At 69.3% G+C, this 11,562-nt stretch carries 9 protein-coding genes and 1 rRNA gene; 4 read left to right on the forward strand and 6 right to left on the reverse strand.

Annotated elements, in window-relative coordinates:
- Both TR33_RS05700 and pcrA read right to left on the reverse strand, forming a co-directional pair.
- Positions 1-79: ribosomal RNA gene (locus TR33_RS05700) — 16S ribosomal RNA — on the reverse strand; the annotation flags it as partial.
- A gap of 625 nt (positions 80-704) precedes the next feature.
- Entirely contained in the window at positions 705-3,017 is a 2,313-nt protein-coding gene (gene pcrA, locus TR33_RS05705) for a DNA helicase PcrA (RefSeq protein WP_042282014.1), read from the reverse strand.
- A gap of 146 nt (positions 3,018-3,163) precedes the next feature.
- Here pcrA and TR33_RS05710 point away from each other — a divergent pair, with 146 nt between their 5' ends.
- Complete coding sequence (locus TR33_RS05710; protein WP_042282596.1) at positions 3,164-4,093, forward strand: nucleoside hydrolase; 930 nt, start codon at positions 3,164-3,166, stop codon at positions 4,091-4,093.
- A 32-nt stretch (positions 4,094-4,125) separates the two neighbouring features.
- On the opposite strand, the gene TR33_RS05715 is transcribed toward TR33_RS05710, so the two are convergent.
- Positions 4,126-4,797, reverse strand: a complete 672-nt coding sequence (locus TR33_RS05715; RefSeq protein WP_014912170.1) for a response regulator — start codon at positions 4,795-4,797, stop codon at positions 4,126-4,128.
- A 30-nt stretch (positions 4,798-4,827) separates the two neighbouring features.
- Positions 4,828-6,030: an ATP-binding protein gene (locus TR33_RS05720; protein ID WP_014912079.1), complete on the reverse strand. Its 1,203-nt coding sequence runs from the start codon at positions 6,028-6,030 to the stop codon at positions 4,828-4,830.
- A gap of 231 nt (positions 6,031-6,261) precedes the next feature.
- Between TR33_RS05720 and TR33_RS05725 the strand changes: the two genes are divergently transcribed.
- Positions 6,262-7,710, forward strand: a complete 1,449-nt coding sequence (locus TR33_RS05725) for a PspC domain-containing protein (RefSeq protein ID WP_042282016.1) — start codon at positions 6,262-6,264, stop codon at positions 7,708-7,710.
- Entirely contained in the window at positions 7,691-7,933 is a 243-nt protein-coding gene (locus tag TR33_RS05730) for a hypothetical protein (RefSeq protein ID WP_014909007.1), read from the forward strand. Before TR33_RS05725 ends, TR33_RS05730 begins: the two co-directional genes overlap by 20 nt.
- A gap of 4 nt (positions 7,934-7,937) precedes the next feature.
- Here TR33_RS05730 and rsmA read toward each other — a convergent pair whose 3' ends face one another.
- Both rsmA and TR33_RS05740 read right to left on the reverse strand, forming a co-directional pair.
- The gene (gene rsmA / locus TR33_RS05735) at positions 7,938-8,822 is read right to left on the reverse strand and encodes a 16S rRNA (adenine(1518)-N(6)/adenine(1519)-N(6))-dimethyltransferase RsmA (RefSeq protein ID WP_017536196.1); all 885 of its coding nucleotides are present in this window, start codon (positions 8,820-8,822) and stop codon (positions 7,938-7,940) included.
- 36 nt (positions 8,823-8,858) lie between these two features.
- Positions 8,859-10,043 carry a resuscitation-promoting factor gene (locus TR33_RS05740; protein ID WP_042282017.1) on the reverse strand — a complete coding sequence of 395 codons (1,185 nt, stop codon included), beginning with the start codon at positions 10,041-10,043 and terminating at the stop codon, positions 8,859-8,861.
- Between the two features lie 399 nt (positions 10,044-10,442).
- On the opposite strand from TR33_RS05740, the gene TR33_RS05745 reads away from it, so the two are divergent.
- Positions 10,443-11,537 carry a CaiB/BaiF CoA transferase family protein gene (locus tag TR33_RS05745; RefSeq protein WP_042282019.1) on the forward strand — a complete coding sequence of 365 codons (1,095 nt, stop codon included), beginning with the start codon at positions 10,443-10,445 and terminating at the stop codon, positions 11,535-11,537.
- The last annotated feature ends 25 nt before the right edge of the window (positions 11,538-11,562 follow it).

Raw genomic sequence — 11,562 nt, forward strand, 5'->3', positions numbered from 1 at the left:
AAGGGCCTTACCGCTCGACTTGCATGTGTTAAGCACGCCGCCAGCGTTCGTCCTGAGCCAGGATCAAACTCTCCATAAAGGTCACTCAACCCGACCCGGCGACCCGAAGATCAGCCTGGGAAGGGTAAACCTAGAAGAAATCCTGACCGGTCACTCTCGTGACCAATCAAAGGAACCCTCCACACCGAAGTGTGGTCGGGGCCAAAACAAACATGGCTTAAAGAAAATCAAACACGCGCTGTTGAGTTCTCAAGAAACAATCACGCTTCCCGTACAAGCTCCAGGACCAGTGTCCCGTTCTGCTCTTCCGTGGAAGGCTTTGTTCGCGTTCGCACCGTTTCCGGTGTTTCCCGCTGTGTTGTGTCTTTACTTTATCAGGTCTTCCGTGTCCCGCAACTCGGCGGTTTTCGGTGTTCCCGATCGGGGTAAAGCCCGATTTCGCTTTTCTTTCGAGTTCCGCGTTTCCGCGTCCCTTTTCGGAAGAAGCGACTCTGCGAGTTTACATGCTCCGAGCACTGCTCGAACCAGGCTTGATCGAAGAGGTGAGACCGGCCCGCCCGCGGAAGATCCCGCGTTCGTCTCGCTCGGTCTTCACCAACTGTACCCCCGGGTGGGAGTGCTCGTGACGGGTTCGGAGAAACTCTCCGGTGTCGTGGCTTACACGTCCACCGAGCGCCCCGTGACCCGCCCCGAACGTCCCCTCGTCAGAGCTTCTCGATCGGGGCGTACTTGACCAGGAAGTCCTTCTCCCCGATGTCGGCGCCGAAGTCGATGCGCGCCTTGGTCTTGTCCCCGGCCCCGTCGACCAGCTGGACCCGCCCCATACCGAAGGAGTCGTGGTTCACCAGATCGCCGACGCTGAGCGTGGGGGCCTCCTTGGCCGCCTTCTTACGGCCTCCCCCGAAGGTCCCGCCGAAACCGCCACCGCCTCGACCGCCACCGATCCCGCGCGAGGGCGGGGCCGCCAGGGACGATTCGGCGCGCCGCCAGTCGACGAGTTCCGAGGGGATCTCGTCCAGGAAGCGGGAGGCCGGGTTGTAGGAGGGGGTCCCCCAGGCGCTGCGCACGGCGGCCCGACTGACGTAGAGCCTCTCCTGCGCACGGGTGATCCCCACGTAGGCCAGGCGCCGCTCCTCCTCCAACTGGGTCTTGTCCCCCAGAGTCCGGGTGTGCGGGAAGACGCCGTCCTCCATACCGGTGAGGAAGACGACCGGGAACTCCAGCCCCTTGGCGGCGTGCAGGGTCATCAACGTGACCACGCCGCCCTCGTCGTCCTCGTCGGGGATCTGGTCGGTGTCGGCGACGAGGGAGACCCGCTCCAGGAAGTCGACGAGTGTGGGCTCGCCCGGGTCGATCCCCTGGTTCTCGGCACCTTCGAGGGCGGCCTCGTCCTCGATGAGCGCGGCGAAGGTGTTCTCGAACTCCCGGGCCACGTCGACGAACTCCTCCAGGTTCTCCACCCGGCTCTCGTCCTGGAGGTCCTTGGACTCGGCGAGCTCGGACAGGTACCCGGTCTTGCCGAGCACCGCCTCGACGATCTCGGCCGGTGTGCTCCCCGGAACGCCCTCGGAGAGCTCGTCGAGCAGCGCGGTGAAGTTGCGGACGGCGTTGGCCGAACGGGTCGCGATCCCCGGGGCCTCGTCCACCCGGCGCAGCGCCTGGGCGAACGTGATCCGTTCCCGGGCGGCGAACAGCTCGATGGACTCCTCGGCCCTGGCCCCGATCCCCCGCTTGGGGACGTTGAGGATGCGTCGCAGACTGACCGTGTCCTCGGGGTTGGCGAGCACCCTCAGGTAGGCGAGGATGTCGCGGATCTCCTTGCGCTCGTAGAAGCGCACTCCGCCGACGATCTTGTACGGCAGTCCCGTCCGGACGAAGACGTCCTCGAACACACGCGACTGGGCGTTGGTCCGGTAGAACACCGCGACCTGCCCGGGGCGAACGACACCCTCGTCGTTGAGCCTGTCGATCTCCCCGACCACGAACGCCGCCTCGTCGTGTTCGTTGTCGGCGACGTAACCGGTGATCCTGGGGCCTTCGCCCTGTTCCGACCACAGGTTCTTGGCGGGTCGGCCCTCATTGCGATCGATGACCGTGTTCGCGGCCGAGAGGATGTTCTGGGTGGAGCGGTAGTTCTGCTCCAACAGGATGGTGCGCGCGTCGGGGAAGTCGCGCTCGAACTCCAGGATGTTGCGAATGGTGGCGCCGCGGAAGGCGTAGATCGACTGGTCCGCGTCGCCCACCACGCACAGTTCGGCGGGCGGGACCACGCCGGTATCGGAGCCCTCGGCGGCACCGACCAGTTCGCGGACGAACACGTACTGGGCGTGGTTGGTGTCCTGGTACTCGTCGACCATGACGTGCCGGAAACGGCGCCGATAGTACTCGGCGACGTCCGGGTACATCTGGAAGAGGTTGACCGCGACCATGATGAGGTCGTCGAAGTCCATGGCGCCGGACTCGTGGAGACGGCGCTGGTAGAGCCGGTAGGCCTCGGCGAGCTTCTTCTCCTGCTCGGTCTGCGCCTGTTCGGCGAAGGTGTCGTAGTCGATGAGCTCGTTCTTGAGGTTGGACACCTGGAAGCCGAAGGACTTGGGCGGGAACCTCTTGGGGTCCAGGTCCATCTCCTTGCACACCAACTGCATGAGCCGCGCGGAGTCGGCGGAGTCGTAGATGGTGAACCCACTCGGGTATCCGAGTCGGTGCGCCTCCCTGCGCAGGATGCGCACGCACGCCGAGTGGAAGGTCATCGTCCACATGGTGTTGGCGGCACGGGTGCCGAGGAGCGCCTGAATGCGTTCCTTCATCTCGGCGGCGGCCTTGTTGGTGAAGGTGATCGCGAGGATCTCCCCTGGGCGCACCCCGCGTTCGGCCATGAGATAGGCGACGCGATGGGTGAGGACACGGGTCTTTCCAGAACCGGCGCCCGCCACGATCAGGAGGGGGGAACCCGCGTGCGTCACGGCTTCGCGCTGGGGACCGTTCAGACCTTCGAGAAGTTGCTCTTGGGAGGACACGTCTACCAGGTTACGACCGACCGACGACGTCGCCGGCCACGCCCGGTGTCCGGGGCGGCTTAGTCTGGTTTTCCACCAGGTGAGCCTTTCGCCCACCTGACGCATGTCCTGATCGGGGGAGATTGGTCTTGGCAGACCGGGAGACCATACGCGTGTTCGTCGACTGCGACCCGGGGATCGACGACGCCGTCGCGCTCGCGTACCTGGCCGCACGTCCCGAGGTGGAGATCCTCGGAGTCGGCGCGGTGTTCGGCAACAACACCGTGGAGGTGACCGCGAGCAACGCGCTGCGGCTGTTGGACCTGTACGGTCGCCCGGGAGTCCCGGTCGCGGTCGGCGCGGAGCGTCCGCTGGTGCAGCCCCCTCGTCTGGCCGAACACGTCCATGGCGGTAACGGCCTGGGCGATGTGGAGCTGCCCGAACCGGCGCGTGAGCCGGTGGCGGAGTCCGCGGCGGAGTTGCTCGTGCGTCTGGCCCGGGAGAACCCGGGCGAGCTGGACGTGCTGGCGGTCGGTCCGCTCACCAACCTGGCGATCGCGCTGTCCTTGGAGCCGCGCCTGCCGCGTCTGGTCCGTCGCCTGGTGGTGATGGGCGGCGCCGTCGAGACGGCGGGGAACGTGACCTCGCACGCCGAGGCCAACATCGTCAACGACCCCGAGGCGGCCGAGGCCGTGTTCGCCGCCGGGTTCGACCTCGATCTGGTGGCGCTGGACATCACGATGCGCACGGTGGCCACCGGCGAGTGGCTGGACCGGCTCAAGGAGGTGCCCGGCGATCGCGCCCGGCACACCTCGGCCTTCCTGGACTTCTACGCCGACTTCTACAAGGGGATCTTCGGTGTGCGTCAGTGCGCCATGCACGACCCCTTGGCCGCGGCGGTGCTGGTCGACCCCCACCTGGTCACCGAGGCCTTCGACGCCCCGATCCGGGTGGAGCTGGCCGGGTCGCTGACCCGGGGCATGACCGTGGCGGACCGTCGTCCTCGCCCGAGCGCCGACGAGCGCCGCGCGACGCGGGTGGTCCTCTCGGTGTCCGAGGAGGAGTTCCTGAAGCGGATGCTCGACGCGCTGCGCTGAGCCCCGCCTCTCACGGCCGTCCGCCGCCGGGTTCAGACCAGGCGGCGGGCGGTGGCCCAGCGGCTCAGCTCATGCCGGTTGGAGAGCTGGAGTTTGCGCAGTACCGAGGAGACGTGCGTCTCGACCGTCTTGACCGAGATGAACAGCTCCTTGGCGACCTCCTTGTAGGCGTACCCGCGGGCGATGTGCCGCAGGACCTCGCGCTCGCGCTGGGTGAGGCGGTCCAGCTCGGGGTCGACCGGGGGCGCGTCGGTCGCCGAGAAGGCGTCGAGCACGAAGCCCGCCAGCCGCGGTGAGAACACCGCGTCCCCGTCGGCGACACGGACGATGGCGTCGGCCAGTTCCCTACCGGAGATGGTCTTGGTGACGTAGCCGCGGGCACCGCCGCGCACCACGCCGATGACGTCCTCGGCCGCGTCGGAGACCGACAGGGCCAGGAAGCGGATCCCGGGGTTCTTGGCGAGGACGCGCCGGAGCACCTCCACCCCTCCGCCACCGGGCAGGTGGACGTCGAGGAGAACGAGGTCGGGGCGGGTCTCGTTGATCACGTGCACGGCGCTGTCGACGTCGCCGGCCTCACCGATGACCTCGACGGCGTCACCGAGCTCGCCGCGTACACCGCTGCGGAACAGACGGTGGTCGTCCACGATCACGACGCGGGGAATCGCGTCTCCGTCACTGAAGGTCGTGCTCTCTTCTCCCACACGAACGACCTTACCCCCGTGCCGGTCCCATCACAGTTCCGGGATGCGGGGCATGGTGAGCTGAACCTCGGTGCCCTCTCCCGGAGCGGTGCGGATGCGCGCGGAGCCTCCGTGGCGTTCCATTCGACCGATGATGGAGCCGCGCACCCCCATGCGGTCCTCCGGGATGGCCTCGAGGTCGAACCCTTCCCCCCGGTCGCGGACGAAGACGAGGACCTCGCGTTCCTCCACCTCTCCGAAGACGGAGATACCGGAGCCTCCCGCGTACTTGGACGCGTTGACCATCGCCTCTCGGGCGGCCCTGAGCAGGGCGCCGAGACCGTCGTCCATGGGGCAGTCGCCCACGCAGACCACCTCGATGGGGACGCCGTGCTCCTCCTCGACCTCGGCGGCGACGCGTTCGAGGGCGGGAGAGACGGTGGTCTCCGCGTCGGCGGGACGTTGGTAGAGCCAGCTGCGCAGGGCGCGTTCCTGGACGCGGGCCAGGCGTTGGACCTCTCGGGGGTCCTCCGCCCGCCGTTGGATGAGGGTGAGGGTGTGCAGCACGGAGTCGTGGATGTGCGCGGCGAGTTCGGCGCGTTCGGCGTTGCGGATGCGCTCTCGGCGCTCGGCGTCGCGTTCGCGGACGAGGCCGATGATCCAGGGCGCGGCGACCAGGGAGATGCCCGCGAGCAGGGTGAGCGCGAAGCTGAGTCCGGCACGGGCGTCCTGGAGCTGCTGTTGGAAGACCATGAAGCCGATGACGCCGATGACGATGAGCAGGACGCCCGTGCCGGTGCGCATGAGGCCTTTGGGGCCGGCGCGGCTGACGGTGCTGGCCATCCACTCGTCGCGTTCGGCCGGGTTGGCCTGCTGCCACAGGATCGTGGCGCCCAGGGCGCCGAAGATGATGAACCAGAGCAGTGGGTCGAAGACCCCGCCGAAGATCATGAAGAGCACGCCGAAGGCGGCGGCGAGACCGACGTAGGCGATGATCTGGGAGATGTCCCGGCCCTTGCGCCGGTGTTCCTCGGAGCCTTCGGGCCGGTCCTCGACCTCTTCTCGGGGCAGGGCGAAGTACAGGGCCGCGTACACGGCCAGCCCTATGCCTCCGACGGTCAACGCCATGAGGGCGAGCCGCACCACGACCGGGTCGATGCCCAGGTGGCGGGCCACGCCGGCGGCGACCCCTCCGAGGAGGCGGCCCTCGACCGCCCGGGTCAGCCGCGGGGTCTCCGCGGCCGTCGTCTCCACCGCCCGCTCACCGCCTTCGTCCGATCGCTCCGTACGGACGCGCCCGCGTGACGCGGCGCCTCCGGTTACCTGCCCTCTCCAAGCATGCCCTGTGGTCGACGCGCCGACATCGGGGAGGCACCCCTGGTCCGCGGCGCACGCCGGTCAGGGTGTGCTCAGGGTCGTCCCGGATTCCCTCTGGGACGTATCAGGGGCGACGATGGTTCCATGAGGAAGGTGCGGTGAGCGACGATGACCGACGGTGAGGCCCAGAGTCCTCCGGCCGAGGCCGGGGACGCCGTCGATCCTCCGGAGACCGGCCCCGGTCTGCGGCGCGACGACGACCGGCGGGTGATCGCCGGTGTGTGCGCCGGTCTGGGCGCCTACACGGGGGTCGACCCGGTCCTGTGGCGGACGGGTTTCGCCTTGACCGCCTTCGCCGGTGGCACGGGCCTGTTGTTGTACGTCGCGGCGTGGATGTTGATGCGCGACCCCCAGGGCGGACCGGCCACGTTCGAGCAGATGTTGGACCGGGCCATCCCGTCCAGGGCCGTCCCCCGCCTGTTGGCCGTGGGGTTGATGGGCGCGACCGCGCTGAGTCTGGTGGGCGGTTTCGGCTGGGCGACGTTGGTGTTGGCGATTCCACTGGTGTTGGGCCTGCTGACCGCGCGTGCGCGGGGCATGGAGTTGCGTTCGGTCCTGTCGGGGCTCCGCGCGGACCTGGCCAGACGGGATCCGCCGCCGACCGGACCGGTACCGCAGCCGAGCGCGGCCTACTACAACCCGGCTCAGCCGTGGGCCTCCGCTCCGCACGGACCGGTGGATCTGGCCGTGGTCTCGGAGCGCACCTCACGGGACGCCGAATCCGACGACGACCTCGACGACCCCGCGGATGAAGAGGAGGACGTTCCCGAAGGGCGTGATGACGGGAAGGGCGGCGAGGGCTGCTTCGAGAGACGGAGCCGTCCCTCCCCCCTGGCCTCGCACGCGCTGTGGACCGTGGTGACCATGGCGATCGCGCTGGTCGTGGCCGCCCCCCATCTGGGGTCGGTGTTCCACGGGGCGGGGAGTACGGACCTGCTGTTCGGTCCGGTGTACGGCCTCTACTTCATGGCGGCGGCGGTCGCGGTGGTCGGCGTGTTCTCACTGATCGGCACGTGGGCGGGCAACACGCGCGGACTGTTGTTCCTGGGGACGCTCGCCGTCCTGGGCGCGGTCCTGGTGGGAACGTTCGATCTTCCTCGGGCGAAGGTGGGCGAGGCGGTCTGGGAGCCGGAGGCGGTCGCCCACGTCGAGGGGGAACCGATGCGTCTGACCCTGGGCCGGGGGGTCCTGGACCTGAGCCGGCTCGGTTCCTCACTGGAGGCGGGACAGAGCGTGGACGTGGCGGCCCGGGTGGACCACGGCGTGCTGGTCGTGGTGCTCCCCGAGGACGCGCGGGTCGACCTGACCGCGGGCGCCGGTTGGGGCATGATCGACCCGACCGGCGCGGGGGCGGACGAGATGTACGGGGCCGACCTGACCTACGAGGAGGTCTTCGACCCGCCGGAAGGCGGCGCGAAGGACGAACCGAACGGGCCCGAGACGGGAACCGAGGAGGAACCCGAGACGAGCGGGACTGACGAGACGCCCGTGATCAATGTGAACGCGGAGACCGCGGGTGGAGTAGTGGAGGTTCGATATGGCCAAGCGCGGGATTGACGTCGGCTCGTTGATCGCCGGGGTGATGTTCCTCGGTCTGGCGGTCGTGCTCGTCGTCCGGGGCGGCGGCTCCTGGGACTTCGACCTCCTGTGGCTGATCCCGGTGCTCTTCACCGGTCTCATCCTGGTGGGGGTCGCGAGGGCCCTCCTGAGGTCGAGGGCGCGATCCTCCGAGGGGACCCGGGCTCCGGATCGGAGCGAGCGGGCCGCCCCCGAGGACTGATCCGCTACTCGGGACGCTGTTCGGCGATGGCGGCGAACCCCTCGATGCCCAGGGACTCCCCGCGCGCCTTCGGGTCCACGCCGGCGGCGCGCAGGGCCTCCTCCGCGGCCGGGGCCGAGCCGGCCCAACCCGCGAGGGCCGCGCGCAGGGTCTTGCGGCGCTGCGCGAAGGCGGCGTCGATGACCTGGAACACCTCCCGCCGGGAGGCCTTGGTGGTCGGAGCGGGTCGGCGGATCAGCTCCACCAGGCCGGAGTCGACGTTGGGGGCGGGCCAGAACACGTTGCGTCCCACGGCTCCGGCCCGGCGCGCGGAGGCGTACCAGGCGACCTTGGCGGAGGGCACCCCGTAGATCCGGCCGCCGGGGGTGGCGGTGATCCGGTCGGCGACCTCGGCCTGCACCATCACCAGGACCCGTTCGAGCCCGGGCAGGAGTTCGAGCAGGTGCAGCAGGACGGGGACCGACACGTTGTAGGGCAGGTTGGCCACCAGTGCGGTCGGCTCGGGGCCGGGGAGTTCGGTGACGCGCATGGCGTCGCCGGGGACGACGGTGAGCCGGTCGGCGAGTTCGGGCGCGTGCGCGGCGACGGTCCCCGGCAGGGCCTCGGCCAGAGCGGGGTCGATCTCGATCGCGGTGACCCTGCGCACGTGCGGGAGCAGGGCGAGGGTGAGCGAGCCGAGTCCCGGACCCACCTCGACGACCACGTCGTCCTCGCCGACGTTCGCGACGCGAACGATGCGGCGGACGGTCCCGTGGTCGATGACGAAGTTCTGGCCCAGGGTCTTGGTGGGCCGGATGCCGAACCGTTCGGCCAGCGCCCGCACGTCGGCGGGGGTGAGCAAGCGGGAACGGTCGTCGGGGTCGGGTGCGGATGTCTGTGTCACCCACACATCTTGCCGGCAGCCGCCCACCCGCTCGTCCCTGTGTCAGTCGAAGAGGTGGATCCCGCAGTGGGGCCACTGGCTCCGCCAGTCTCCGCCCACGCTGTCGTAGAGCAGTTGGGCGCGCATGGTCTGTTCCTCCGGGCTCGCGTCGGAGGGCAGCCCGCTACCGCCGACCGAGGCCCAGGTCCGCGGACTGAACTGGTAGAGGCCGTAGTAGCCGCCCGCCGAGTTGACGGCGGCGGGGTCCCCTCCGGATTCGCAGGCGGCGAGCCCGGCCCAGTCGAGTCCGGCCGCCTCTCCACCGACCTCGGGGAGGTCCGCGGTCGCCTCCTCGACCTTGGTGCCGATCTCCACCAGCCCCGCCACCGGTTCGGTGACGATCTCCTCGGAGAGTGCGTGTTCGACCTCCTCCCCCTCACGCAGGACGGTCGCCGTGGTGACCTCCTTGAGGCCGTCCTCGGGTTCGGTGACGACCTCGCGTTCCCCTTCGGGCAGGTCGGGGTTCTCCCGTTCCACGATCTCGGCCTCGATGACCACCTCCTCCGTCTCGGGTTCGCCGATCACGGGCAGGACGTGGACGACCATGTCGGGCTCGGCGGGTTCGTCGAGGTCGGGGGTGACGACGTCGTGCTCGCCCGGTTCCACCCCGGCGGCCTCCAGGACGTCGGCGACGGTCTCTCCGGTGGTGCGCGTCTCGGAGCGGATCGTGTCGTACACGACGACCATGCGGGGCGCTCGGCCGGCGGTGACGGTCAATCCATCGGAGGGGATGGCGGTGTCGTGGGCCTGGGAGAGTTCGACGCCCTCGGGGTCCAGGCCGATCTGGCGGAGCCCCTCTCCGAGGGTCGCGGCGTTGACCCGATGTTCCAGGCGGCGACCGTCGAGTTCGACGGTGAGGTCGCGCGGCGAGCGGACGATGACGTGGTCTCCGCCACCGATCGGGGTGTCCGGGGAGGGGGCGACGATGTCGTGGTCGTCGAGGGTGATCCCCGCGGAGTCGAGGACGTCCTGGACCGTGCCGCCGAAGGTGTGGACGGTGCTCCGCTCCCCGTTGGCGTCGAGGGCGACGCTCTTGTCCATGGCCAGGGCGGTGCCGCCGCAGGCCAGGGCGAGGGCCCCGGCGACGGAGGCGGCGATCAGGAGGAGGGGCGGGGAGGAGCGTGTACGCCTGCGTCCCTTGGCGCGACGTCCACCTCGTCCCTTTTTCCTTCCGGGGTTTTCGGACATGACCTTCTCACTCTTCTCCGGCACGGGAAAGGCAGGGGTTCTGTCACCGTTCCGGGGGCCGTCCGGGCGAATGCCGGCTTTGTCCCCCGCGATCGGGATCGCCGTTCGACCGTCCCTCGAGAGCAGGGTTCGACGTCCTCTTACGTGGGGGTTCCGCGCAGGAGGACGAGGGGCGCGAAGGCGAGTAGGACGACATTAACATCGGGGAGAGTTCTCCTTTTGTTATTAGCCGAAAATCGAACCACGCGACGCTCCATTAAGCCATATCGCCCCTTTTCTTCTTTTCGACTCCACCCGCCGCGTCCAGGACGCGCTCCGCGACGGATCTGGCGCCCGCGCCGCTCGGGCTGCACAATGAACCGAACCCCGTTCTAGTCAGCTCGCGTTCGAAAGGCACCCATGGGACCCCTCAACGGAATCCGCGTCGTCGAGTTCACGGGCCTCGGCCCCGCACCCATGACGGGCATGCTCCTCGCCGACCTGGGGGCCGACGTCGTCCGGATCGACCGCCCTCAGGCCGCCGAGGCCATGCGCTCCGGCGCCCCCGGCCCGCACATGTGCGAGGGCCGGGCCGTGGTCGGGATCGACCTCAAGTCGGAGGAGGGGCGGGAGACCGCCCGCGACCTGATCGGCCGGGCCGACGTCCTCCTGGAGGGCTTCCGTCCCGGGGTCATGGAACGGCTCGGACTGGGCCCCGACGACTGCCACGAGATCAACCCCCGCCTCGTGTACGCGCGGGTCACCGGCTGGGGGCAGGACGGCCCCCTGGCCCACACCGCGGGCCACGACATGAACTACGTGTCCGTGAACGGGGCCCTGCACTCCATCGGACGCGCCGACGGCCCCCCGATCCCCCCGATCAACCTCCTCGGCGACTTCGGCGGAGGCACCATGTTCACGATCACCGGGATCCTCGCCGCCCTCGTGGAACGGCAGACCTCCGGACGCGGCCAAGTGGTCGACGCGGCCATGGTGGACGGGGTCTCCCTGTTGATGTCGATGGTGCACGAGGACCGTTCGCGCGGCGCGTGGAGCGACGAGCGAGGCACCAACTACCTCGACACCGGTGCCCCCTGGTACGACGTCTACGAATGCGCGGACGGACGGCACCTCTCCGTCGGGTGCATCGAACCGAAGTTCTACCGGGCCTTCCTGGAAGGGGTCGGGCTGGCCGAGGAGGATCTCCCCGAGCAGTGGGACACCGAGAACTGGCCCGCGCTCCGGGAACGCTTCGCGAAGGTCCTGCGCACACGCACCCGGGACGAGTGGGGGCGGATCTTCGAGGGGACCGACGCCTGCGTGATGCCGATCCTGTCCATGGAGGAGGCCCCCGACCATCCGCACATGCGCGCCCGCGGCTCACTCGTGCGCGAGAAGGGGCGGATCATGGCCGGTCCCGCGCCCCGGTTCGATCGGACCCCCGGAGGGGTCACCCGGGGCGGACCGCTCCCCGACATCGACGAGGTTCTGCGCGATTGGGGCGTCACGGACTGAGCGGACGCCCGGAATCGCCGTTGTC

Source organism: Nocardiopsis alba (assembly GCF_000710955.1).
Lineage (GTDB): Bacteria > Actinomycetota > Actinomycetes > Streptosporangiales > Streptosporangiaceae > Nocardiopsis > Nocardiopsis alba.

Excerpts from the sequence above, each read along its gene's own strand:
- TR33_RS05725 (WP_042282016.1), top strand. The coding sequence starts at position 6,262 with ATGACCGACGGTGAGGCCCAGAGTCCTCCGGCCGAGGCCGGGGACGCC.
- TR33_RS05730 (WP_014909007.1), top strand. The coding sequence starts at position 7,691 with ATGGCCAAGCGCGGGATTGACGTCGGCTCGTTGATCGCCGGGGTGATG.
- TR33_RS05740 (WP_042282017.1), bottom strand. The coding sequence starts at position 10,043 with ATGTCCGAAAACCCCGGAAGGAAAAAGGGACGAGGTGGACGTCGCGCC.
- TR33_RS05745 (WP_042282019.1), top strand. The coding sequence starts at position 10,443 with ATGGGACCCCTCAACGGAATCCGCGTCGTCGAGTTCACGGGCCTCGGC.